Below are 24,503 nucleotides of genomic sequence, written 5' to 3'. Positions count from 1 at the left end.
CTCCTCGTCGAGCTCCAGGTGCTTCCCGCGTCGTTGCGGGAGGCCGGGTCGTCGTCGACCCGCTACTTACTTACCATCAGTAAGCCCGCCACAGCCATACCCACAGCGAACCGAGGTCAGGGGACCGTCGGGACCAGGAGCGTCACGAGCTCGCCCGTCCCCAGGTGCACCAGCGCCCGCCCCGGCGTCACCTGCGACGACACCGACGAGCGCGGCAGGCGCACGCCGACGAGGTCGCCGTCGAGCGGGGCCTGCGGGCTCAGCAGCGCACCCCGCCGCCCCTTCTTGGCGTCCACCTGCCAGCCCGAGAACCCCGACGCGACCTCCGTCGAGTCGCCGCCGAGGATCAGCCCCCGCCGGTTGTCCTGGGCCGTGCGCAGGAACGCGCGCAGCCACGCCTTGGCGGGGACGTCCTGCAGCAGGCCGCCGTCGTCCACGACCAGGACCACGGGCGTGCCGTCCGGGTCCAGGTGCGGCGCGAGGTCCTCCTCGGTGAGCTCCGTCCCGGTGTGCACCACACGCACGCCGGGGCGCCCGTCGAGGTCGCGCAGCGGGCTGGGCCGCGGCGCGAGGACCACGAGCTCGGTGCCTCCCCGGAGCAGCGACTCGGCCATCACCGCGAGCAGCGTGCTGCGGCCCGACCGGGCGGGACCAGCCACGATGAACGTGGGCGCGTCGCCGGCGAGGTCCATGCCGAGCGCCGCGAGCTGGTCGCCGCCCACGCCCACCATCGCCCACATCGGCTTCGCGGCCTCCGGCCCGGCGTACGCGTAGGCGGCGTCGAGCGTGATCGTCGCGGGCAGGTCGTCCACCCGGAACGGGCCCGTGCCGGGCACCACCTGCTCGCGCTCCCGCACGACGGCGGCCAGCCCGCGCACCGCGTCGGTCTGACCCCGGCCGCCCGGGTCCTCCCCCACGATCGCGACCTGCACCTCGCGCCCCGAGCCGCCCCGGAAAGCACGCCCGGGGAGGATCTCGTCGGGCAGCTTGCGGTAGGCGATGCCCGCCATGCCCGCGTCGGACCGGTCGGTGAGGCGCAGCACCAGGACGTCGTCGGTGAGGACGCTCATCCGGCTCGTCAGCAGCGTCCGGTCACCGGCGACGAGCAGGTGCACGCCCGCGCTCGCGCCGTCGCGCAGCAGCTCGTGGACGATGTCGACGAGCGCCCCGTTGTCGACCTCGCCGAACGACGACACGAAGCTCTCCCAGCGGTCGACCAGGAGCAGCACGCGCGGCAGCCGCTCGTGCGCCGGCGCCAGCGAGCGCTGCTCGGTCACGTTCGCGTAGTTCCCCTGGGACAGCACCTGCTGGCGGCGGGCGAGCTCCGCCCGCAGGCGGGTCAGGAGCCGGGCGGCGCGGTCGGCCTGGGTTCGCTGCACGACGGCGCCCGTGTGCGGCAGCTCGTCAAGGACGGCGAGAGCGCCGTTGCCGCAGTCGACGGCGTACACGTGCAGGTCCGCGACCGGGTTGGCCAGGGCCGCGGCGACCGCCGTCGTGCGCAGCACCGTGGACCGGCCCGAGCCCGGGGCGCCGACGACGTACCGGTGCCCGAAGGTGTCGAGGTCGATGACCGCAGGCTCCTGGCGCTGCGCCCCCGGGTCGTCCTCCAGGCCCCACGCGAACGTGCCGGGCGCCGGAGGCTCGGCGGCCTCCGCGACCCCCGCGCGCTCCGTGAGCTCGGCGAGGGTGAGCAGGCCGGGGAGCGCCGGGAGCCACGGGCTGCGCGGCGCCTCGTAGCCGCCGAGCGCCGCGGCCTCACGCAGCGTGGTGACGATCGCGGACAGGTCGGTGTCGTCCTCGACGCGGCGGGCGGCCCGCTGCCGGGCGGGGGCCGGCTCGCCGAGCCCCGAGGGCAGCAGCCGGGCCACGAACGGCGGCTCGACCTCCACGGCCTCGGTACGGCGCAGGCGCCGTCCGCCGACGCGGGCCGCCTGGAACGGCACGAGCGACGAGTGCCCGAGCCGGGCGTAGGCGCGGCCCGGCTGCGACTTCGCGATCTGGGCCGCCTCGGGCGCGTCGATGACGTCGGACGACTCGCTCGTGTCGGTCATGCGCAGCGCGACCCGCAGGTTCGTGTTGGCCCGGATCGCGGGCGAGATCACGCCCGACGGCCGCTGCGTGGCCAGGATCAGGTGGATCCCGAGCGAGCGGCCGCGCTGGGCGATGTTCACCAGGCCGTCCACGAAGTCCGGCAGCTCCTTGGCCATCGCGGCGAACTCGTCGATGACGATGAGCAGGCGCGGCAGCGTCGGTCCGGCGTGGCCGCGCCGCTGGGCGTCGACGTAGTCCTCCAGGTCCTTCGCGCCCGCGGCGGCGAGCACGTGCTCGCGATGGGTGAGCTCGGCGCGGAGCGAGTCGAGGGCGCGCTCCACGAGGTGGGAGTCGAGGTCCGTGACCATGCCGACGGTGTGCGGCAGCAGCGCGCACTGGCTGAACGCCGCGCCACCCTTGTAGTCCACCAGGACGAACGTCATGGTCTCGGGAGAGTTCGCCACAGCGAGGGCGGCCACGACCGTCTGCAGAAACTCGGACTTGCCCGAGCCCGTGGTCCCCGCGACCAGCCCGTGCGGCCCGTCCTTCACCAGGTCGAGGACGAACGGCCCGTCCAGCGACACGCCGACGACGGCCTGCGTCGTCCCGCTGCCGGACCGCCAGCGGCCCACCACCTGCTCCGGGGTGACGTCCTCGATCCCGAGCACCTCGACCAGCCGCGCGGAGTCCGGGATCAGCCCCTCGGACTCGGTGGCGCTCACGTCGCGCACCGGGGCGACGGCCCGGGCCACCTCCTCGAACCAGTCGTCCTCCACCTCGTCGACGAGGATCCGGCCGAGGTCGTCGAGGTTCTGGCGCCGCAGCAGCATCCCGCCCTCGGCCCGGGCGTGCGCCACGACGGTGCACTCCTCGGGCAGCAGCTTCTCGTCGCCGTCGAGGCAGACCACGCTGACCCCGACGGCCGGCCCGTCCCGCAGGATCGTCACCACCCCCGGCAGGGCACGCAGCCGCCGGGCGCCGTCGAGCACCACGACGACCTCGGTCGCGAACACCGTCGAGCGGCCGGACGACTTCTCGCTCGCCGCACGCCGCTCGGCGACGAGCGCCCCGAGCTCGGCGACGCGGGCCGCCAGGGTCTGCGTGGTGGCGCCGATCGTCGCGACGGTGTCCTGGCCGAGCGCCGGCCGCAGGTGCGGCAGCCAGGCCGCCCACGCCCACTCGTCCAGGTGCTCGGGCGACGTGAGCACGTACACCTGGACGTCGCGCGGGCTCTGCAGCACGCCGAGCTGGCCGACGATCCAGCGGGCCCGGCGCCTCGGCCAGTCCCCCGGCCCGGCGATCCCCACCACGCCCGCGTCGCGCAGCCCCACGGTCACCGGCACCGCGGGGAGCGTGGCCTGGGTCTTGCGCCGGTGCTCCGGCTCGGTCAGGTCCTCCACCTCGACGCGGCTCGTCGCGTCGGCGAGGCCGAGCCGCACAGCGAGGTGGTCGGCGTCGGTAGGACGCCGCTCCCACAGCCGCCGGGTGGGCGTCGTCGCGATGGTGCGCAGCTCGGCCGCACCCGGGCTCGACAGCCGGCGGCGGTGCTGCTCCCTGCGCACGGCCTCCAGCACCTCGGCCTCGAGCGCGGCGCGCTCCGCGGCGTGCTCCCGCAGCAGGTCGCGGTGCGACCGCACGCCGTTGCGGCGGGCGGTCCACCAGGAGCCCACCGCCATGAGCGGCGACGCGAGGGCCAGCATGAGGAACAGCGGTGAGTTGAACACGAGGGCCGTCACGACCCCCAGGACGGCGGGCATCGCCGCGGCGAGCCACGGCAGCGGGTTGCGCGCGGGCGGGGACGGCGGCGCCGGCAGCCGGAACCGGGTCCCGCTCTGCGGCGGGAGCAGCCGCGGCGGCCGGTTGTAGTCCCACGTCCCGTCGCCGGGCTGCAGGTCGGCATCGGGCCGCGCGGCGGGCTGGACCGTCAGGGCGCTCCCGCCGAGCGTCAGCTGGGCCCCGGGCGGCCACCGGACCTCGTCCTCGCCGAGCGGCTCGTCGAGCGTGTCGAGCGTGACGGCCCGGCTCGCCGAGCGCGGGTCGGCGACCCGCCGCACGCGCACCCCGCCGTCGAACCCCACGACCACGGCGACCTGCACCCGGCCGCCCTCGGCGGGCTGGTCGAGCAGGAGCCGCCCGGCGTCGGCCTGGACCACCGTCTCACCGACCCCGAGCCGCGCGACGGTGCCCGCCCCGGCGCCGCCCGTGACGCACAGGTCGACGGGCCCGGGATCGGGCTCCGGCGGGGACGCGGCGCCGAACCGGACGGCGGCGCCGTCCCGCAGCCCGACGTCGCCTGCCGTGGCGTCCCCGTCGACGGGCCGGCCGTCGACGTGGGCGACGGCGGCCCGCGGGGCGCCGACCTCGGCGCCCAGGCGCTCCACCAGGTCGGCCGCGGTGACGCGCTCGTCGGTGTCCACGAGCACGAGCGCCGCCCGCGGCCCGTGCTCGACCGTCAGGTGGACGCGCACGTCACTTGCCGCCCTTGCGCGCCGCCGGGCGGTCGATGTACCGGACGTCCGGCAGGAAGCTGCTGCGCAGCCAGCCGTCGCCGTCGACCGTGAACCGCCACTTCGCCGTCGGGACCGCGCCCAGCACGACGACGACCCAGCGGAACGACGGGCTCGCGAACCGCTGCGCGAGCATCGCCTGCTGCGCCGTCGACGGCGCCTGGGCGAGCACGAGCACCCCGTGGCCCTCGCTCTCCAGCTCGGGGACGAGCTGCTCCAGGTGCGCCAGGTGCTCCACCGACTCCTGCTGCGGCATGCCGTTGCCGACCACGACGACCCGCGGGTCGTCCGACCACGGGTTCGCCGTCAGCTCGCCGAGCCACCGGCGCAGCACCTCGTGCTTGGCCCGGGTGGGGCCGTCGAGGCTGATGGTCCCGCGCGCCGCGGAGAAGTCGACGAGCACCCGGCCGGTCTCGGCCATGCCGACGGTCACGAGCCGGGCGAACCGCGTCGTCGGCTCCTCGGACGCGGGCGCCGACTGCAGGCGCGCCAGCGGCGCGGCCCAGCTCTGCCCGTCCTCCGACGCCACCCACGGCACCGGCGCGGGCGAGACCGGCCCGGCGAGCCGCAGCCGCAGGCCCGAGCCCTCGACGAACACGCCCACCAGGCGCGGGACGTCCATGCCCTCGCGCTCGCACGCGGCGACCAGGACACGCAGCGCCCGGTCCACCATCCAGGACGACGACGTGTCGGGGCGCAGCAGGCTGTCGTCGAACGGCTCCTCGGCCGCCGCGGCGGCGGCCCGACGGCGCAGCAGGTACCAGACGCCCGCCGCGAGCGCCGCCAGGACGAGCACCACGAGGGCGACGAGGAGGACCGGTGAGACACCGCCGGCGTCGTCGGCCGCCGCGTCGCCGGCCGCCGCCTCGCCGGTCTCCGTGCCGGAGCCGGTGGGCTCGGGGGCCGACGTCGTGCCCTCGTCCGCCGGCGACGCCGCGGCGCTCGACTCCTCGCTGCCGGGCGCGGGCGAGAGCCGAGGTGCGCGAGGGGTCACGAGCGTCGTCGGGAGGGGGCCCGTCTGGAGGCCGTCACCGGCGGCGCCGTCGGGCATGACGAGGACCCACCCGGGAAGGAGGACCGACGGGTCGGTGAGCGCGAGCCCGTCGGGCTGGGTACGGCCCTGGTTGAGGTCGAAGATCTCCTGGTACCGGTTGCCGTCGCCGAGGAAGCGCTGGGCGAGCTCGAAGAGGAACTCCGGCTCTCCGTCGGTGATCTCCGGGACGACGTAGTAGGTGACGTCCTCCTGCTCGGCGGACCGCAGGGTCGCGGCGACACCGGCAGCGGGCCCGGCGGGGACCACCGCGGCCGAGGCGGCCGTCGGCGCGGTGAGGGTGAGGACGAGGCAGGCGGCGGCCGTGAGGGCAGCGAGCCGGCCGGCGGCGGTGGGGCGCACGGTTCTCCGAATCGGGGACAGGAAAGAAGGTGGGATCAGGCGTCGCCGGCCGCGGGGCCGGAGACAGGGGCAGAGCCGGGGACCGGGCTGCCGGCGGCGTCGCCCGGCAGCGTGCCCGGGCCCGCCCAGCGGAAGGTGCCCATGAGGGCGTCGAAGAACAGGACCAGCGCCTCGGCGAGGCGCTCCGTCTCCGGCGTGCTCCACACGGCGTGGAAGGACAGGACGAGCCACTCCCCCGCGTCCTCGTCGCGGTTGAGCGCGTAGAGCACCTGGCGGCTCGACACCACGGGGAGGTCGTCGTCCTGCTCCACCTCGTGGAGCGTGGAGACGACCCGCACGCCGGGACGGCCGTCGACCTCCACGGCCTCGCTATCCTCGTAGCCGTCGGCCAGGACGCTCGAAACGATGTCGCGCGGGTCCGTCCCGGCGTCGGTGGTGAGCTCGAGCTCGACGAGCGAGCAGGGCAGCACGACCCCCTCGAAGGTGTCGTACGGCAGGTAGACGGCGTTCGCGCCCTCCGCCCCGGCGGCGGTGATGCCCTGGTGCAGCCGCTCACGCAGGAGGCGGCGGTACGGCTCGGCGGTGTCACGAGGAAGGTCGGGGGGCAGCGCCCGCGCGACGACGGCCTCGATGGCCTCGTCGAGCTCGCGCTCACGGCCCTCGCTCACGGGGAAGCGGGCCCAGCCGGGCGGCAGGAGGAAGACCCAGGCGTCGGTGGGGCGGGCGTCGGGGCTCATGCGTCGCTCCTTGTGACCTGCACCGCGGCGAGCAGCTCGTCGAGCAGCTCGACCATCAGCGACAGGAGGACCAGGTCGGTGGTGCGCCAGACGAGGACGGTGTCGACGACGGCGTCCGGGTGCTCGACGCGGCGGCCGAGCGCCACGCTCGCCCACACCTCGCCGGACTGCTCCCCGACGTCGAGCCGCACGACCCGCACGCCGTCGCCGTCGGCCAGGTCGAGGTGCTCGACCCGCGGGTCCTCCACGGGGCTGCCGCCGGTCGCCCCGCACAGGGCGAGCAGGTCGGCCGGCTCCGCGCCGTCGTCCGCCACGTCGACCGCCACCAGGACCGGCACAGGGGTGCGGTCGAGGAGCCCGACCGCCGCGACGACGCCGGCGTCCGGCCCGACGCCGTCCGCGAACGCGCACAGGTTCGCGACCGCCTCCTCGCACATGCGGGTGAGCTCGGGCGAGGCCAGCGCGTCCGGCCCGTCGGGGCCCGTCTCCTCGGCGACGAACGCGGCGATCGTCTCGCGGGTCGCGTCCACCACCGCGGTGACCCACGGGGCCGGGGCACCGGCGGGCACCACGAGCCAGCGGTCGCGGTCCGCCTCCACGGACCAGGACCAGGCCCCGGTCACAGGTTCTGCCCCGAGTAGAGCCCGGCGTAGTTCGCATCGGTGAGCAGGGTGCCGCTGCGGGCGTCGGGGCGGCCCGTCAGGCTGTTCAGGAAGGAGGGGCTGCCGCCGATGTTGAACCCGGCGAAGCTCCACCCGGCCAGCTTCTGGGAGAAGCCGCCCGCGTACATCCACGCGGCCGGGCCACCCATGGGGCCCACGCTCGGCAGGATCTTGGACACCTGGGCGCTCCACGACTTCCAGTCGACGGCGCGGTCCACGCCGAACACCTTGTCGATGCGCCAGTTGCCGCGCGGGTCCTTGAACCGGGCCAGGTCGAACTTGAGGTAGTCCGGGTGCCTGGTGCGGAACCACTCGGGCTTGACCGGGTTCTTCTCGAGCCACTTGCCGAGGTCGTGCACCTTGCCGATGCGCTGCTCCAGGTTCGGGACGTTGCGGAACGCGGGATTGCCGGTGGTACGGAGGAATCGGCCGGTCCACAGCTCGAGCTTGGAGAGGTGCTGCAGCTCGTCCGTGATGCCCGACCGCGCCGCACCGTGGACCCCCGCCAGGCCCTTCGTGGCGGCGCGCGTCGCGAAGGCCGAGAACCCGTAGAGGCCGAGCCCGACCACGCCGAGGATGACGGACAGCCAGCTCCCCTCACCCTGGGCCGCGAGGATGATGTTGGCCACCACGGAGATCGCGCCGGCCACCAGCGCCGTGACCGTGAGGAACCCGACGCCGGGGATGAGGACGCTGAGGACGGCGAGCGCCAGGCCGATGTAGCCGAGCACCTCGACGAGAGCCTTGAGGAACTTGTTGAACCCGTGGACGAACTTGTCCCAGCCGCTGGCGTGCAGGCCGTCGACGTGCCAGTCCTTGCGGATGGCGTCGGCGGCGCGGCGGGCGGCGCCGTCGAACCGCTCCATGGCGGCCCGGGCGCGCTCCTTGGCCTTCGCCAGGGCGTCGGACGCCCCGGACAGCGCGCTGCCACGGGAGGCGGACTGCTTCTCCTCCTCGGGGGTGAGGGGCTCCGCGTCCGGCGGCCGGGGCTGGTTCACCGGGTCGGGCATGCCCTCGGCGGCGCGCTGTGCGGCGGCGGCGTCCTCGGCCTCCTTGACGGCGAAGCCGGTCTCGGACCGCGCGTGCGCCAGCTCGGGCTGGTACTCCCGCAGCGCGCGCTCCATCTGGTCGTACCGGTCGGCGGCCTTGTGCAGGGCGTCCTGGGACTCCCTCGCCCGCTTGCGCATCGCGTCGGCCGACACGCCCTTGAGCAGGGTGGTGTCGCCGTCGCCGATCTGCTTCAGGAGCTGGGCCTCCGTCGACATCATGTCGGCGAGCTCCCGGTAGTACCGGATGACGTCGTCGAGGGCGCTGCCCTCGCTGGGCACCGGGTCGCTGTCGTAGCCGACGAGGTGCCACTCCTGGGTGCGGGCGGCCATCAGGCGCCCGCGGGGGGCTCGAGCGACTTCGTCAGCTCGATCTCGAGGTCGGTCCAGGCCTGCGCGGCCTGCTCCATCTTCTTCTGCAGGTCCTTGAGGTTCCCGGTGAGCTTCTCGCGCTTGACCCACCAGTCCTCGACGAAGTCGTGCATCGCCGAGCGGACCAGCGGGTGCCCCCAGAGCTCGGCGTTCTCGCCGCGCCGCTTGTTGGCGCCCTCGAACTCCGCGATGATCTTCTTGATCTGCGCCGCGGCGTCGTCGACGGCGATCTTGGTGACGACGAGGTCGCTCACCGGGTCCCCCTCTCGCAGGCTCGGGCGGGACTACTTGTTGAGGGCCTTGGCGAGCTCCTCGTCGGTGCCGCGGAGCGCCTCGGCCGCCGCGTCGAGGTACTGGGAGATGCCCTCCAGGCCGCCGATGCACTGCGTCGCACCCGTGTTGAACTCGCCGTACGCGGAGTTGAAGGCGACGGAGGACTTGTCGGTCACGTAACCGCCGTTCACGAGCTGGTCGACGAGGTTCTTGAGCTCGCGGAGCTTGGTCTCCATCTCTGCCTGACCAGCGGAGATGCGCTTCGCGGCGTCCTGCATGTCGGCATACGTCACGTTGAGGTTCGCCATGGTTCCAGCCCTTTCGATCGACCTGCGGACGTACCGAAAGTAAGCAGGCCACGCGAACCGGACATGAACAAACGGGCAATACGGGGCAAACATCCCAGTCTTCGTCGCCGTAGGCGATCGTCCCCCTGCTCGCTCGGGGTGTACGCAGGTGGTGGGCTGCAGCTGCGGGACGTCGGCTCGTCCGGCGTCCCGGCCGCCCCGAGCGCCTGCGCACGGAGCAGCTGCCCGACGACGACGGAGCGCGCCTCCCGTACGGGAGGCGCGCTCGGGCGTGGGCCGGGCGGGCCCGTCAGGCGGGCCGGGCAGGCGGGCCCGTCAGGCGGGCCGGGCAGCCGGGGCGAGTGACGGGACGCGGCGCTCCAGGCGCTCGACGAGGCCGACCGCGACCGCGGCGAGCGGGACCAGCACCAGGTTGCCGAGCAGCATCGTCCGGAGGAACGGCAGCCCGGCGACGTAGCTCGCGAGCAGGCCGTCGAGTCCCGGCGCGTAGTAGGCCTCGCGGCCCAGGAGCCAGACGCCGAAGTTGGTCCACAGGAAGAACCAGACCGATCCGCCCACCCCGAGGCCGAGGGCCGCAGCGTACCGGCGCAGGCCCGTGGTGCGGCGGCCGAGCAGCGCCGCCACCCCGACCACGGCCCAGGCCGTCCAGGTGAAGAGCAGGATCGACGTGTTGCCGAGCAGCACGTCGCTGAGTGCCACGGCTGCCAGCGGCACCAGCAGCGCAGCGCGGTGCCGCAGCAGGACCGCCGAGAAGAACGTGGCGGCCGTGAGCAGCTCCAGGTTGGGCGGCGCGCCGAGGTCCTCGCGCACGAAGCGCCAGCCGACGGCGAGGCCCAGCGCGAGGACCACGAGCGCGGGACGCCACCAGCGCCGCGCGAGCTCGCGCGCGCCGAGGTCCCGGCGGGTCTCGGTCAGTACGTCTCGAGCTTCCACGTGATCTCCTGTCCGTCCTCGGTCACGAGCGTTCCCGCCCCCACCTGCGCCTGCTCGCCGTCGACATACAGCGCCCAGAACTCCTTCGCCGCGTCGTCGGCCGCACGGCCGTCGACGGCCGTCACGTACGCCATCTCGCCCTCGCCGCTGACCTCCGCCGTGGGGTCGGCCTCCAGCAGCAGCTCCAGGGCCGTGCGGCCGGCCTCGCCCGCGTACGAGAACTCCGTCGCCTCTGCGGTGACCGCGGACGGGGCGTCCCCGTCGGCCGGCGCTGAGGCGGACTCGTCGACCGACACGACCGGCGCGTCCGTCTGCTCCGCCGCGGAGCAGCCGGCGAAGAGGCCCGCAGTGAGGAGGGCCGTGAGGGCGAGCGGCAGCGTACGAGCGCGGAAGGTCGAGATCATCACGCGGCCAGCCTAGGCCGTCGTCCGCCCACCGGGCAGAGTCGTCTCATGAACAGCGCAGCTCGGGTGGGGCCCTCGGCGCAGCCCGCCGCGGGCGGCGGTCAGGCGTCGATGCGGTTGCGGTCCAGCTCGTCCGCGCCCGCGATGATGAACTCCTTGCGCGGCGCCACGTCGGACCCCATGAGGAGCTCGAACACCCGCTCGGCGGCCTCGACGTCAGCCGCGGTGACGCGGCGCAGCGTGCGGTGACGGGGGTCCATCGTGGTCTCGGCCAGCTGGTCTGCGTCCATCTCGCCCAGACCCTTGTAGCGCTGGATGTCCTCCTTGTAGCGCCGGCCCGCCTTGTCGAGCCTGCGGAGGGTCGCCTGCAGCTCCGCCTCGGAGTACGTGTAGATGTACTCGTTCGCCTTGCGCCCGCTGCCGATGACCTCGACGCGGTGCAGGGGCGGCACCGCCGCGTACACCCGCCCGGCCTCGACCAGGGGCTTCATGTAGCGGTAGAAGAGCGTCAGCAGCAGCGTGCGGATGTGCGCGCCGTCCACGTCGGCGTCCGTCATCAGCACGATCTTGCCGTAGCGGGCCGCCTCCAGGTCGAACGACCGGCCCGAGCCCGCACCGATCACCTGGATGATGGCGGCGCACTCCGCGTTGCGGAGCATGTCGCTGACCGACGCCTTCTGGACGTTGAGGATCTTGCCGCGGATCGGCAGGAGAGCCTGGAAGTCGCTGGAGCGCGCAAGCTTGGCCGTGCCGAGCGCGCTGTCCCCCTCGACGATGAACAGCTCCGAGCGCTCGACGTCGTCGCTGCGGCAGTCGGCCAGCTTGGCCGGCAGGGAGGAGGTCTCCAGCGCGTTCTTGCGGCGCGAGATCTCCTTCTGCTTGCGGGCTGTGACCCGCGCCCGCATCTCGGCGACGATCTTGTCGAGGAGGAGAGACGCCTGCGTCTTCTCGTCGCGCTTCGTCGAGGTCAGCATCGCGTTGACCTCCTTCTCGATCACCCGCGAGACGATCGCCTTCACCGGCGCCGTGCCGAGGACCTCCTTGGTCTGGCCCTCGAACTGCGGCTCGGCGAGGCGGACGGTGACGACGGCCGTGAGGCCCGCCAGCACGTCGTCCTTCTCGATCCGGTCCGCGCCCTCCTTGGCGGAGATCTTCAGCCGGCGCGCATTGGTCTCCACGGCCTTGCGGAGCACCTTGAGCAGACCCTGCTCGAAGCCCGACAGGTGCGACCCGCCCTTGGGCGTCGCGATGATGTTCACGAACGAGCGGACCTCGGTCTCGTAGCCGGTGCCCCAGCGCACCGCGACGTCCACCTCGCACTCGCGCTGCACAGCCTGGGGCGACATGTGGCCGCGCTCGTCCAGGACCGGGACGGTCTCCGTGAACGTGCCCGAGCCCGTCAGCCGCCACGTGGCCGTGACCGGCGAGTCGGGCGCGAGGAACTCGACGAAGTCGACGGTGCCGCCCGTGTGCCTGAAGACCTCCTCGTGCGGACCGGCCTCGCCCGGCGTGCCGGGCAGGCCCCGCTCGTCCCGCACCCGGATCTCCAGGCCGGGCACCAGGAAGGTGGTCTGCCGCGCCCGGGTGACCAGCTCGTCGTAGCTGAAGACCGCGCTCTTGGGGAAGATCTGCCGGTCGGCCCAGTACCGCACCCGCGTGCCGGTCCGGCCGCGCGCGACCTTGCCGACGACCGCAAGCTCCGAGTGGTCGACGAACGGCTGGAAGGGCGCGTCGGGCGACGGACCGTCGGCCGGGTCGGCGAAGTTCCCGGGCTCGCCCCGGTGGAAGGTCATGCGGTACGTCTTGCCACCGCGGTCCACCTCGACGTCGAGGCGGGAGGACAGCGCGTTCACCACGGACGCGCCCACGCCGTGCAGGCCGCCCGACGCCTGGTACGAGCCGCCACCGAACTTTCCGCCCGCGTGCAGCTTCGTGTAGACCACCTCGACACCCGACAGGCCCGTCTTGGGCTCGATGTCGACCGGGATACCACGCCCGTCGTCGCGCACCGTCACCGAGCTGTCCGCGTGCAGCACCACGTCGATCTGCGAGGCATGGCCGCCCAGCGCCTCGTCCACCGAGTTGTCGATGATCTCCCAGAGGCAGTGCATGAGGCCGCGGGAGTCCGTGGACCCGATGTACATGCCGGGCCGCTTGCGCACCGCCTCCAGGCCCTCGAGGACGGAGAGGTGGCGTGCGGTGTAGCTCGACTCGGAGGTGGTGGTCACGGCGCCCAGCGTAGACGAGTCCACCGACAGCCTCCGTGAGGCGCTCCACACAGAGGGCCGCCCGGTACGTCCCGTCGACGGCCCCGCATCGAGGCCGCGGGGTGAGGCTGCCGGGCGGGTGGCGATTATTTCCCTCTTAGCGCAATTGCCCGGTACGTCGTACCCGGAGTGTGACACGCGCCGCTATGCTCGCAGCGAACCGGCGACCTCGGTCGGCATGGACCGCGGGCCTGGATGGTTGGATGGAGACGTGACCACCATGACGACCGAACCGCTCACCGCCGCCGACCGCTGCGACCGCTGTGGTGCCCAGGCCTACGTCCGCGTCGTTCTCCCAGTGGGCGAGCTGCTCTTCTGCGGCCACCACGGACGTGCGCACGCCGCTGCGTACACGGGCGTCGCCAAGCACGTCCAGGACGAGACCGACCGGCTCCTCGCCGAGCACGGCAAGGCCTGACGCCAGGCGCTCGCCGCACCCAGACCACACAGGACGACGGCCCGCCCCTCGGGGGGCGGGCCGTCGTTCCTTGTCCGCGATGCGTGGTGCCACAGGCGGAGGGACGGGTCGACGCGGCCGACCCGAGGCTCGAGCATGCACGAGGGCCCCGCTCGTCGAGCGGGGCCCTCGTGCGTCGGGATCGAGCGTCAGTCCAGGTAGTCGCGCAGCACCTGGGACCGCGACGGGTGCCGCAGCTTCGACATCGTCTTGGACTCGATCTGCCGGATGCGCTCACGCGTCACGCCGTAGACCTTGCCGATCTCGTCGAGCGTCTTGGGCTGGCCGTCCTGCAGGCCGAAGCGCATCGAGACCACACCGGCCTCGCGCTCCGACAGCGTGTCGAGCACCTGGTGCAGCTGCTCCTGGAGGAGGGTGAAGCTCACCGCGTCAGCCGGCACCACGGCCTCGGAGTCCTCGATGAGGTCACCGAACTCGCTGTCGCCGTCCTCACCGAGGGGCGTGTGCAGCGAGATGGGCTCGCGGCCGTACTTCTGGACCTCGACCACCTTCTCGGGGGTCATGTCCAGCTCCTTGGCCAGCTCCTCCGGCGTGGGCTCGCGGCCCAGGTCCTGGAGCATCTGGCGCTGGACGCGGGCCAGCTTGTTGATGACCTCGACCATGTGCACCGGGATGCGGATGGTGCGAGCCTGGTCGGCCATGGCGCGGGTGATCGCCTGACGGATCCACCAGGTGGCGTACGTCGAGAACTTGTAGCCCTTGGTGTAGTCGAACTTCTCGACGGCACGGATGAGGCCGAGGTTGCCCTCCTGGATCAGGTCCAGGAACAGCATGCCGCGACCCGTGTAGCGCTTGGCGAGCGAGACCACGAGGCGCAGGTTCGCCTCCAGGAGGTGGTTCTTGGCCCGCTTGCCGTCGTGCGCGATCCACTTGAGGTCGCGCTCCATGCGGCGCTGGTCGGGGTCGGCGCGGTCGAACGTCTGCGACGCGAGACGCTCCTCGGCGAACAGGCCGGCCTCGATGCGCTTGGCGAGCTCGACCTCCTGCTCGGCGTTCAGCAGCGCGACCTTGCCGATCTGCTTCAGGTAGTCCTTGACGGGGTCTGCCGTGGCGCCGGCGGTCACGACCTGCTGCACCGGGGCGTCGTCCTCGTCCGCGTCGGACACCACGAAGCCCGTGTCCTCGTCCGCCTCGGCCTTGACGGCGACCGGCGCGACGGCGACCGGCTCGGCGTCGTCGTCCGTCACCTCGACCGGGACCTCGACGTCCTCGACCTCGAGGTCGACCTCGAGATCCTCGATCGGGACGTCCTCGAGCTCCTCGTCGTCACCCTTGGCACCTGCGGCCTTGCCCTTGGCGCCCTTGGCCGGCGTCTTGGCGTCGCCCGCCTTGGGAGCGGCCTTCCGGCGCGTCGCGGGCTTCTTGGGCTCCTCGACGACCTCGGGCTCGGGCGCCACCTCAGCACCCTTCGCCGCGGACGTGCGGGACTTGGCCGCCGCACGGCTCGTGGACGCGGAGGTTCGGGTGGTGCGCCGTGCCGTCCCCGTCGCGGGAGCCTCGCCCTCGGCGGGGGCCTTGGCCGCCACCGACGTGGAGCGCGCGGCAGAGGCCGCGGCCACCTTGGTCGCGGTGGGCACCCCCACCTCGACGCCGGCGTTCGCGAGCGCACGGAGCACGGCCTTCAGCCGCTTGGCGTCGGCGATCTGCGCTGCCTCGCACGCGGTGCGGAAGCTCTCGGCCTCCACGCGCCCGGCAGCCACGCCGCTGTCGAGCAGCTCCTTCAGCGCGGGGTGCTCGAACTCGCGGGGCAGATTGTCGCGCGCAGCGTCACGAACAGGGGCGACGTTCTGGGGATCTTTCACGGAAGTGGGCGCCACAAACCGACCTTTCGGTAATCGAGGGGGCGGCGTACCGCCGTCGGGGCCTTCACCGGATCTTCTTCAGCCGCCGGCGGACAAGGGATATTGTACCGTCGGGAGCCGTCCGCGCCGCGTCGGCACGACGATCCGGGCGAATCCGTGCGGATTATCACCTTGCCGTCCGTGCCTGGCCTCACAGTCCGGGGGAATTCCTGTTCCCCTGACAACGGCCGGGCGGGCCCGGGAATTCCCGTTCTCAGACCTTCACGGTCAGCACCGGGCACGGCGCCTCGATGAGGATCCGCTGAGCGCCCGCGCCCAGGATGAGCTTGCCCACCGGGCTCCGGCGGCGCAGCCCGATCACCACCAGCTCGGCCCCCGTGTCGGTCGCGGCGCGCACCAGGTCGTCGGCGAGGTCGCCGGTGCCCGGCACCACGCGGACCTGCAGACCGGACTGTTCCAGGGAGCCGGTGAGCTCCGGCAGGCCGGGGTCGGAGCCGTCCTCCGCGCCCTTGCCGGTCGTCACCACCACCAGCGGCAGATCGCGCTGCCGCGCCTCCTCGACTGCGGCGCTCAGCGCCGCCTGGCCCTCGGGCGTGGCCAGGTGGCCCACGACGATCGTCATGTCTACCGACGCTACCCGACTTCGGGGCGCGGCTCAGCGCGGCGCCACCCCGAAGCCGGGCTCCTGCCGCCGGTCAGCCCGCCCGGGCACCCAGTGACGCGCGAGGCACCGCCTCGTCGTCCCGCGACTCCACCTCCTCCCGGTACACGCGCCCCACCCAGCCGGGCGGCACCCCGCCCTGGAGGGCGCTCGCCAGGAGCGTCGCGAGCCGGTAGCCCGGCTCCGCCCGGAGCGCCTCCGCCACGCGCTCGCTCGCCCCGCCGCCGTCGCCGTCCCACCAGGACAGCAGCCCGAGCAGCAGGCAGGGCGGGGCCCAGCGCCGACGCGGCACGTGAGCCACGACCGCCTGGAGGACCACGCACGCGGGGACCGTCAGCCGCTGGTCGGGCTGCTCGCCGATCGCCGGGTCGACGATCCGCGCCATCACCGAACCGATGGCGGCGTCGCGCTCCGGGTCGGCCTGCCGCCGGGCCGTGGCACCGGCCAGCTCCTCCGTGCCCGGCACGAGGCTCAGGAGGACGGCGTCGCGGACCCAGGTGTCCGCGAGGCCGGCCGCCAGCCTGCCCAGCAGCACGGGTGCCAGGACGACCCGGCTGCCCGGTTCCGCCGCCGCCTGCCGGGTGAGGGTGCGCCACAGGTCGAGGGCCTCACCACCCCGCCGGCCGAGCGCCCGCACCGCCGCGACCGCGTCCGGACCCGTGCCCGCCGCCGCCGCGACGAGCCGGTCGTGCTGCTGCTGCCAGCGGCCCGCGGCCCGGCTCGCCTGGGACCGGGCCTCGGGGGAAGCAGGCCGGATGGCGTACCGCTCGGCGCGGCTGGTGGCGACGGTACGACCTTCGAGGACCATGCCGGCGCTGACCCGGCTGCCCTCGATCTGGGCGAGGGGCCGGCCGGAGGGCGGGCAGCAGACCTGGTCGGCGCACCCCAGCGCGCGGTACCCGGTGGGCGCCACGACCCACGCCTCGGTACCCGGGAGCACCCGGTCGAGACGCGAGCGGACGAGGTCGACGGCACGCCTCTCGGCACCGCGCGGACGCGACTCCAGGTCGGCCGCGGTGTACACGACCACGACCGCCCGGTCCGCGCCGTCCGCGACCGTGTGCTCGGCGAGCCAGTCGGCGAGCGCCGCCCCGCCGGGCTCCCCGATCCCGTCGGGTGCGCCGCTCCCGGCCGGTCCGGTGCCGGGCGGTGCGAGGGCGAGGTCGTCGAGGTCGACCCGGGCGACGAGCCCGACGGACCGCCGTGGACCCCGGAGGCTGACGACGACGAGGGAGTCCTGCGGCCGGAAGCCGAGCCGGAAGGGGATGTAGGCGAGGAGGTCGTGGGGTCCGCCGACCCGCACCGTGGCTGTTGTCATGTCCCGATCCCACCGGGCAGCCGGGGCGTCGTCCCGGTGGGACGGCCGTTGTGGACGGCAGCCGGGGGTGTGGTCGGGCTCGCGCCCGCGGCTTGTGGTCACGCGGGTCGGTCCGGGTACGGTGTGCCACGTGCCAGCCCGCACCCTCGACCCGCGTCCCGCCTCTCGCGCACACCGCCCCCTCGCCCGGGCGTGCCGCGCGGTGATGGTGGCGGTCGTCGTCGCCCTGGCGACCGCGGCGTGCGGCGAGCCGGCCGCGGACGGCGAGGAGCCCGTCGTCGGGCAGGAGGCTGTGGCCTCGCTGCCTGCCTTCGACCCGTCGTCGGCGGTGGGCAGGTACGTCCCCGGGTTCCCGGAGGCGCTGCTGCCCGTCCCGGCGTCGGCCACGCTGCTCGCCACGTCCGCGCAGCCTGCGGAGGGGTCGGTCCCCCCGCAGACGCAGATCACCATGAACCTCACCTCGACGCTGTCCCCGCAGGAGGTCCTGGACCAGTTCGCCGCGACGCTGGGCGGCCAGGGGTTCACGTCGGTCGCGGCGCCCGATGCCACCGGGCTCACCGCGCAGACCGCGTACAGCCGCCAGTCGCAGACCGACGCCGGGTCGGTCACCGAGTCGCTCCTCGTCGGGGTCCTGGACGACGGCACGCGCCGCCTCGTGACCGTCACGGGCACGGTGCTGGCGCCCGCGGCACCCTGACCTCGCGGGCACGGTCACGCGTCACACCGCCGTACGCCCCCGACCACGGCGCCTCGCGGCCTAGGCTGGGCCTGTGCCTATCGCAGCCCACTCCCCCGCCGCACCGGCCGCAGCCTCGGCGCTCGTCGACCTCGAGAACCTCCGTGCCGACGTCGACGCGGCGGTCCGCGCGCACCTCGACGACCTCGCGTCCGAGGTGCAGCGGATCGGCGCGGGGGCCCGGGCCCTCACCGACCAGGCGTCCGACCTCCTGCTGGGCGGCAAGCGCCTGCGGGCCGCGTTCTGCTACTGGTCGTTCCGCGCGCACGGCGGGGCGGGCCCGCTCGACGGGGACCAGGCGGCCCGCACGGCGGTGGTCCGCGTGGGGGCCGCGCTCGAGCTCTTCCAGGCCGCCGCCCTCCTCCACGACGACGTCATGGACAACTCCGACACGCGACGTGGCCGCCCCACCGCGCACCGCGCCTTCGCGGCGCGGCACGTGGTCGCCGGGTGGGCCGGCGGGAGCGACGCGTTCGGGGAGTCGGCCGCGATCCTGCTCGGCGACCTGGTGCTGGTCGCGGCCCAGCGCGAGCTCAGCGCGGCGCTCGACGGCCTGCCCGACGACGTGACCCGGGCCGCCCGCGCCACGTTCGACGCGATGCAGAGCGAGGTCGTCGTCGGCCAGTACCTGGACGTGCTGGTCCAGGCCGAGCCGTGGGGCGCCGACCCGGCGTCCGACGAGGAGCGGGCTCGCGCCGTGCTGCGCGCCAAGTCGGCGACCTACTCGGTCGCGGCGCCGCTGGCCCTCGGCGCGGTGCTCGCGGGGGCGGCGCCCGAGCAGATCGAGGCGGTCCGTGCCGCCGGCCTCCCGCTGGGCGAGGCGTTCCAGCTGCGCGACGACGTCCTGGGCGTCTTCGGTGACCCGGGCGTGACCGGCAAGCCCGCCGGTGACGACCTGCGCGAGGGCAAGCGCACGGTGCTCATGGCCCGCACGATGGCCGGGACCGACGCCGCGGGCCGGGACGTGGTCACGCGCCTTCTCGGCAATCCCTCGCTGTCCGACGCCGCCGTGACCGAGCTCCGCGAGACGATCGTCGCCTCGGGTGCGCTGGACGCCGTGGAGGCGGTCATCGACGAGCTGTCCGCGCGCGCCCACGCGGGGCTCGCGGCGGCCGGCCTGGCGGAGCCGGGGCGGACGGTGCTCACGGACCTCGCGCACGCCGCGGTGGACCGAGCGGCCTGAGGCGCCTGGCGTCACCAGCGGCTGGTCACCAGTCGCTGATGATGACCGTGCTGCCCGGGTCGGCCTTCTCGCCGGCCAGCGGGTCCTGACGCCGCACCGTGTCCGACAGGCCGAACGCGAAGAGCGCCTCCTCGACCACGAAACCGGCCTCCTCGAGCGCGGCGGTGGCGTCCTCCCGTGACAGGTCGACGACGTTCGGCACCTCGACCTGCACGGGGCCCGACGAGACCAGGAGCGTCACCGCGTCGCCGCGGCGTACCTCGGTGCCGTTCACCGGGTCCTGTGCGGCCACGTGGCCTGCCTCGTACTCGTCGGTCTCCTGCTCCACGACCTCGACCACCAGGCCCAGGTCTTCCAGGGTCTTCCGTGCCGCGTCGACCACGGTTCCCACCACCTGAGGCACCGCGACCGGCGGGGGTCCCGCCGAGACGGTCAGCGTGAGGGTGGTGCCGCGCGGGAGGGAGGCGCCGTCCCGGACCGCGGCACCGTCCGGTCCGGAGACCGCCAGGACCTGGCCCTCGGGGGCCGTGTCGTCGTGGGCGGACTTCTCCGTGCCGAGCGTGAACCCGGCCCCCGTCAGCGCCGTCGCTGCGGCGTCCTTCAGCGCCCCGACCACGCCGGCCGGGACCTCGACCATCTCGACGCCCAGCGAGACCACGAGCGTCACGGTGTCACCCTCGTTCAGGAGCGTGCCGGCCGCCGGGTCGGTGGAGACCACCGCGCCCTCGGCCACCGTGTCGTGGTGCGCCTCCGCGGTCACGACCTCGAGCCCGAGCGCCTCGACCTCCGCCCGGGCGTCGGCCACCGGGACGCCGGTCAGCCCGTCGGGAACGCTGGCCGTGCTCGCCGCCTGGCTCCGGATCCACCCGATGCCGGCGATCAGCAGGAGCAGCAGCACGATGGCCGTGACGATCGTCCCGGTCGCCCGCTTCTTGTCGAGGCGCGGAGTCTCCGGCGGAGCACCACCAGCCATCAGCCCGGCCGGCGCCTGGCCGCCCGGGACCATCGCCTGGCCCGGGTAACCGGGCTGCTGCCCGTACGGGCCGGGCGCCCCGTACTGCCCCGGTGCCGCGTACTGGCCCGGTGTCCCGTGCTGGCCCGGTGTCCCGTGCTGGCCCGGTGTCCCGTGCTGGCCCGGTGTCCCGTAGGGCGGGCCCGCCTGGCCCGGCAGCAGGGTCGTGGGCTGGGTGCCCTGGTGGCCCTGGGCGGGGGCTGCCACCACGGGCATGGCCGTCGTGGCGGCGGCAGCATCTCCGACCACCGAGTCGAGCACGCCGTCGGGCAGCGACTGCCGCACGTTCCGGAGCACCTCCAGGGCGGCGGCGGCGTCCGTGGGACGCGAGTCGGGGTTGCGGGCGGCGAACGAGCACACCATGTCGTCGACGGCGGCGCCCAGCTGGGGCGCGAGCGACGACGGACGCGGCACGTCGTTGTTGACGTGCGCGAACGCGATCTGGATCGGGGTGTCCCCCTGGTGCGGGAGCCTGCCGGTGAGCATCTCGAACGCGAGCACGCCCACGGCGTAGACGTCCGCGCGGGCGTCGCACCGGCCGGTCGAGATCACCTCCGGCGCGAGGTACGCGACGGTGCCCAGGACGGTGCCGGTCGAGGTCGACGTCACCTCCGTCACGGCGCGCGCGAGGCCGAAGTCCGCGACCTTGACCTGCCCGCTCTCGGCGGTGATGAGGACGTTCTCCGGCTTGATGTCACGGTGGACCACGCCCTTGCGGTGCGCGACGGAGAGGGCGGCGAGCACCTGCTCGAGGATCGCGAAGGCCCGGCGGACCGTCATCCCCCCGGCACGGATCTCCCGCCGCAGGTTGGTCCCGGGCACGTACTCCATCGTGAGGTAGCTGGTCTCGCCGTCGAGCCCCTGGTCGAAGACCGCGACCACCCCGTGGTGCGTCAGCCCCGCGGCGGCGCGCGCCTCGCGACGGAAGCGCGAGAGAAAGTCGTTCGCCTCGGCACCCTCCGCCAGGTGCGGGTGCATGACCTTGAGGGCCACCTCCCGGTCCAGGCGGCGGTCGAGCGCACGGTAGACCGTGGCCATGCCGCCGCGAGCAACACGCTCGAGTACCTCGTACCGCCCGTCGACCAGGCGGCCGAGCAGGGGGTCCGTCGTCACCATGGCCACGGGCCCGAGTCTAAGCGGGTGAGACGCGCCTCCGGCGGAGCCCCGCGAGCGCGCGTCCCGCACCGTTGCACGATCGTTGCCGGGAGTTCACCCGGCCGTAGCACCAGCGCCCGGTACGCCCGTCGGGGCCCGCCTGCCGTGCGGACCCCGGTCACGGCTTAGGCTTGTGGGCGTGAGTGAAACCGCTGCCCGTCTCGACGACCTCGTCGACGACTGGCTGACCCTGCCCGACCTCGCTGAGGTGCTCGACATCGATCTCGGCAAGACACGCCGCCTGGTGCAGGACCGGCACGTCGTCGGGATCAAGCGTGGCCCCGGCAGCACCTTCCAGGTCCCGGCGCGCTTCGTCGTGCCCGACCCCGACGCGAGGCCCCGCCCGGACGACGCCGACGGAGACGCGGCCGGCAGGTCGATCGTCATCCCGACGCTCCGCGGCACCGTGGTGCTGCTGTCGGACGGCGGCTTCACCGACGCCGAGATCATCGAGTGGCTCTTCACCCCCGAGGACGCGCTGGGCACACGGCCCGTCGACGCGCTGGCCTCAGGGCGGCGCGCCGAGGTGCGCCGCGTAGCCCAGACGCACCTCTGACGCGTCAGGCGCGGAGCATCTCCGCGACCTGGAAGGCGAGCTCCAGCGACTGCTGGTGGTTGAGCCGCGGGTCCACGAGGGTCTCGTAGCGCAGCGCGAGGCCCTCGTCGGAGATCTCCTCGCTGCCGCCCAGCACCTCGGTGACGTCGTCGCCGGTGAGCTCGATGTGGAGCCCGCCGGGCACGGTGCCCAGGGCACGGTGCACCTCGAAGAAGCCGGCCACCTCGTCGAGCACGTCGGACAGCCGGCGGGTCTTGTACCCGCTTGCCGACGTGATCGTGTTGCCGTGCATGGGGTCCGTCACCCACGTGACCTCGGCGCCAGACCCGGTGACCGCCTCCACCAGCTTGGGCAGCGCGTCCCGGACGGTCGACGCGCCCATGCGCGTGACGAAGGTGAGCCGTCCCGGCGTGTTGTCGGGGTTGAGGCGCTCGATCAGGGCGAGCGCGTCCTCGGGCATGGTCGTGGGGCCCAGCTTCACCCCGATCGGGTTGGCCACCCGAGACAGGAAGTCGACGTGGGCGCCGTCGAGCTGGCGCGTGCGCTCGCCGATCCAGAGGAAGTGCGCCGACGTGTCGTATGCCCGGCCCGTCCGCTGGTCCTGGCGGGTCAGCGCCCGCTCGTAGTCGAGGATCAGGGCCTCGTGGCTCAGGAAGAACTCGACCGTTCGCAGGGCGTTGAAGTCGGCACCGCACGCCTCCATGAAGCGGATCGCACGGTCGATCTCGTCGGCCGTGGACTCGTAGCGCGCGTACGCGGGGTTGCGCATGAACCCGCGGTTCCACTCGTGCACCTGACGCAGGTCGGCGAAGCCCCCCTGCGTGAACGCCCGCACCACGTTCGCCGTGGCCTGGGAGATCCGGTACGCCTGCTCGAGCCGCTCAGGGTCGGGCACGCGCGCCTCGGGCGTGAAGGGGAAGCCGTTGACCATGTCGCCGCGGTAGGCGGGCAGCGTGACGCCGCCGCGCTCCTCGACGTCCGACGAGCGGGGCTTCGCGTACTGGCCCGCGAGGCGGCCCATCTTCACCACCGGCGTGCTCGCGCCGTGGGTGAGGATCACCGCCATCTGCAGGATGGTGCGGACCTTGTTCCTGATGCGGTTCGCGTTGGCGTCGGCGAACGTCTCGGCGCAGTCTCCGCCCTGGAGGAGGAAGGCCTCGCCCCGCCCGGCCGCGGCGAGCCGCTCCCGGAGGGTGTCCGCCTCGGCCGGCACCACCAGGGGCGCCGCCTGCGAGAGGCGTGCGGAGACGGCGGCGAGCGCCGCGGCATCGGGCCAGGCGGGTTGCTGACGAGCCTCGAGCGTGCGGAAGTGGTCCAGCCCTGCGGCCGGCGCGGAGTCCGCGACCGTGCTCATGCGCGTGCCCTTCGTCGGTCCGGTCCCGGGGCCGTGCGGCCCCGGGACCGGAGATGCTCAGTGAGCGGCAGCCGTGGCGGGGACGAGCGGCTGACCGATCGCGGAGAGGATCTCGCCGAACCACTCCTGCGTCACGTCGAACGCCTTGCCGCCGGCGATGCGCGGGAACGCGATCGCCTTGAGCCGGTCGCCGTCCTCCTCGTCGTGGCCGATCACGCCGGACTCGCCGCGCAGCGCGCACTCGACCGCGAGGTCGGTCATCGACTTGATGAGGCGCAGGTCCTCGGCGTTCGCCGCGGCGGCACGCGAGTAGTAGCCCGACTTCTGGACCATGACCTTCTCGGCGCCGAGCTTCTCGGCGAACTGCTTCGCGAACCACTGGCCCGGGTTGATCGTGTCGAGCTTGACGTGCCCGAACGGGTCGCGCGGCACCTCCTCGCCGGCGGCCTCGAGCTGCGCGACGATCTCGTGCATGCCCGCCCCCTCGGACAGGAAGATGTTGACGTTGCCGATCTCGTCCATCACGGTGCGCAGGCGCTTGGCCTCCGCCTCGATGTCGAGCTCGAGCTCCGGCAGGAACACCGCGTGCACGTCCCAGCGCTCCTTGGTGAGGCCCAGCGCGGGGGCCCACTCCTGCTGGTCGAGCCACTTGCGGTACTCCTTGGCCGCGGCGGCCGTGAGCCACCCGCAGTGCCGGCCCATGACCTCGTGCACGATGAGCATGCGCGGGCCCGAGCGGTGCTCGCCGATGACGTTCACCGCGAAGCCCGCGGCCTCCTCGGCGGCGGTCCAGGCACCGAGCGACTGACGGATCGGGATCACGTCGTTGTCGATCGTCTTGGGCAGGCCCACGACCGTGAGCTCGTAGCCGTTCTCGTGCAGGTAGGCGGCGAGGTCGGCAGCCGTCGTGTTCGTGTCGTCGCCGCCGATGGTGTGGAGCACGTCCACGCCGTCGGCCTTGAGCTGCTCGGCAGCCACGTGCAGCGGGTCCTGGCCCTCCTGGACCAGCCCGCGCTTCACGGCGTCGGCCACGTTGGTGAGCTTGACGCGGGAGTTGCCGATGGGCGAGCCGCCGAAGCGGTGCAGGATCCCGGCCTGCTTGCGGCCCTCCTCGTCGATCACGATCTTGGTGCCCGTCAGCAGGCCGTGGTAGCCGTACTGGTAGGCGATGATCTCGATCGTGGGGTCGAGCTCCGTATAACGCTCGATGAGCCCACCCACGGCCGAGGAAAGGCAGGGGGCGAAGCCGCCGGCGGTCAGCAGAGCCACGCGACGAACAGCCATCGGACTAGCACCTCTCGTTGGGGACTGGCAG

At 73.8% G+C, this 24,503-nt stretch carries 20 protein-coding genes; 4 read left to right on the top strand and 16 right to left on the bottom strand.

Going from position 1 to position 24,503, the window contains the following annotated elements; all coding sequences use genetic code 11:
• Positions 1-116 precede the first annotated feature (116 nt).
• The 10 genes from AC060K_RS20485 to AC060K_RS20440 form a co-directional block, all read right to left on the bottom strand.
• Positions 117-4,499: an FtsK/SpoIIIE domain-containing protein gene (locus AC060K_RS20485; protein ID WP_483767200.1), complete on the bottom strand. Its 4,383-nt coding sequence runs from the start codon at positions 4,497-4,499 to the stop codon at positions 117-119.
• 1 nt (position 4,500) lies between these two features.
• Positions 4,501-5,931 (bottom strand): hypothetical protein, encoded by a 1,431-nt coding sequence (locus AC060K_RS20480; RefSeq protein WP_483767199.1) that lies wholly within the window; start codon positions 5,929-5,931, stop codon positions 4,501-4,503.
• A gap of 35 nt (positions 5,932-5,966) precedes the next feature.
• Positions 5,967-6,668, bottom strand: coding sequence for a hypothetical protein (locus tag AC060K_RS20475; RefSeq protein ID WP_483767198.1), 702 nt, complete (start codon positions 6,666-6,668; stop codon positions 5,967-5,969).
• The gene (locus AC060K_RS20470) at positions 6,665-7,291 is read right to left on the bottom strand and encodes a hypothetical protein (protein WP_483767197.1); all 627 of its coding nucleotides are present in this window, start codon (positions 7,289-7,291) and stop codon (positions 6,665-6,667) included. The genes AC060K_RS20475 and AC060K_RS20470 overlap by 4 nt, the downstream gene beginning before the upstream one ends.
• Positions 7,288-8,709: a hypothetical protein gene (locus AC060K_RS20465; RefSeq protein ID WP_483767196.1), complete on the bottom strand. Its 1,422-nt coding sequence runs from the start codon at positions 8,707-8,709 to the stop codon at positions 7,288-7,290. The genes AC060K_RS20470 and AC060K_RS20465 overlap by 4 nt, the downstream gene beginning before the upstream one ends.
• Positions 8,709-9,002: a hypothetical protein gene (locus tag AC060K_RS20460; RefSeq protein WP_483767195.1), complete on the bottom strand. Its 294-nt coding sequence runs from the start codon at positions 9,000-9,002 to the stop codon at positions 8,709-8,711. Before AC060K_RS20460 ends, AC060K_RS20465 begins: the two co-directional genes overlap by 1 nt.
• Before the next feature lie 30 nt (positions 9,003-9,032).
• Positions 9,033-9,329 (bottom strand): WXG100 family type VII secretion target, encoded by a 297-nt coding sequence (locus AC060K_RS20455; protein WP_483767194.1) that lies wholly within the window; start codon positions 9,327-9,329, stop codon positions 9,033-9,035.
• Between the two features lie 315 nt (positions 9,330-9,644).
• Positions 9,645-10,262, bottom strand: a complete 618-nt coding sequence (locus tag AC060K_RS20450; protein ID WP_483767193.1) for a DUF6580 family putative transport protein — start codon at positions 10,260-10,262, stop codon at positions 9,645-9,647.
• Entirely contained in the window at positions 10,241-10,666 is a 426-nt protein-coding gene (locus tag AC060K_RS20445; protein ID WP_483767213.1) for a DUF4430 domain-containing protein, read from the bottom strand. Before AC060K_RS20445 ends, AC060K_RS20450 begins: the two co-directional genes overlap by 22 nt.
• Positions 10,667-10,767: 101 nt before the next feature.
• Positions 10,768-12,894, bottom strand: coding sequence for a DNA gyrase/topoisomerase IV subunit B (locus AC060K_RS20440; RefSeq protein WP_483767192.1), 2,127 nt, complete (start codon positions 12,892-12,894; stop codon positions 10,768-10,770).
• A gap of 259 nt (positions 12,895-13,153) precedes the next feature.
• On the opposite strand from AC060K_RS20440, the gene AC060K_RS20435 reads away from it, so the two are divergent.
• Positions 13,154-13,351 carry a DUF7455 domain-containing protein gene (locus AC060K_RS20435; protein ID WP_483767212.1) on the top strand — a complete coding sequence of 66 codons (198 nt, stop codon included), beginning with the start codon at positions 13,154-13,156 and terminating at the stop codon, positions 13,349-13,351.
• A gap of 188 nt (positions 13,352-13,539) precedes the next feature.
• Here AC060K_RS20435 and AC060K_RS20430 read toward each other — a convergent pair whose 3' ends face one another.
• The 3 genes from AC060K_RS20430 to AC060K_RS20420 form a co-directional block, all read right to left on the bottom strand.
• A complete protein-coding gene (locus tag AC060K_RS20430; protein WP_483767191.1) occupies positions 13,540-15,213 on the bottom strand; it encodes an RNA polymerase sigma factor in 1,674 nt (557 codons plus the stop codon).
• A 253-nt stretch (positions 15,214-15,466) separates the two neighbouring features.
• Positions 15,467-15,835: a universal stress protein gene (locus AC060K_RS20425; protein WP_483767190.1), complete on the bottom strand. Its 369-nt coding sequence runs from the start codon at positions 15,833-15,835 to the stop codon at positions 15,467-15,469.
• A gap of 73 nt (positions 15,836-15,908) precedes the next feature.
• Positions 15,909-17,192, bottom strand: coding sequence for a DUF4192 domain-containing protein (locus tag AC060K_RS20420; RefSeq protein WP_483767189.1), 1,284 nt, complete (start codon positions 17,190-17,192; stop codon positions 15,909-15,911).
• A gap of 130 nt (positions 17,193-17,322) precedes the next feature.
• Between AC060K_RS20420 and AC060K_RS20415 the strand changes: the two genes are divergently transcribed.
• Together AC060K_RS20415 and AC060K_RS20410 are read left to right on the top strand one after the other, a co-directional pair.
• On the top strand, positions 17,323-17,889 hold the full coding sequence (locus AC060K_RS20415) for a hypothetical protein (RefSeq protein WP_483767188.1): 567 nt from the start codon (positions 17,323-17,325) through the stop codon (positions 17,887-17,889).
• A 73-nt stretch (positions 17,890-17,962) separates the two neighbouring features.
• The gene (locus AC060K_RS20410; protein WP_483767187.1) at positions 17,963-19,111 is read left to right on the top strand and encodes a polyprenyl synthetase family protein; all 1,149 of its coding nucleotides are present in this window, start codon (positions 17,963-17,965) and stop codon (positions 19,109-19,111) included.
• Between the two features lie 25 nt (positions 19,112-19,136).
• On the opposite strand, the gene pknB is transcribed toward AC060K_RS20410, so the two are convergent.
• Positions 19,137-21,239 (bottom strand): Stk1 family PASTA domain-containing Ser/Thr kinase, encoded by a 2,103-nt coding sequence (pknB, locus tag AC060K_RS20405; protein WP_483767211.1) that lies wholly within the window; start codon positions 21,237-21,239, stop codon positions 19,137-19,139.
• 178 nt (positions 21,240-21,417) lie between these two features.
• Between pknB and AC060K_RS20400 the strand changes: the two genes are divergently transcribed.
• The gene (locus tag AC060K_RS20400) at positions 21,418-21,834 is read left to right on the top strand and encodes an Rv2175c family DNA-binding protein (RefSeq protein WP_483767186.1); all 417 of its coding nucleotides are present in this window, start codon (positions 21,418-21,420) and stop codon (positions 21,832-21,834) included.
• 4 nt (positions 21,835-21,838) lie between these two features.
• Here the strand turns inward: AC060K_RS20400 and AC060K_RS20395 are convergent, their stop codons facing one another.
• Positions 21,839-23,188 carry a class II 3-deoxy-7-phosphoheptulonate synthase gene (locus AC060K_RS20395; protein ID WP_483767185.1) on the bottom strand — a complete coding sequence of 450 codons (1,350 nt, stop codon included), beginning with the start codon at positions 23,186-23,188 and terminating at the stop codon, positions 21,839-21,841.
• Between the two features lie 57 nt (positions 23,189-23,245).
• Positions 23,246-24,472: a pyrophosphate--fructose-6-phosphate 1-phosphotransferase gene (locus tag AC060K_RS20390; protein ID WP_483767184.1), complete on the bottom strand. Its 1,227-nt coding sequence runs from the start codon at positions 24,470-24,472 to the stop codon at positions 23,246-23,248.
• Positions 24,473-24,503 lie beyond the last annotated feature (31 nt).

This window comes from Antribacter sp. NEAU-D49, assembly GCF_057158775.1.
This window is presented reverse-complemented; position numbering and strand designations above follow the sequence as displayed.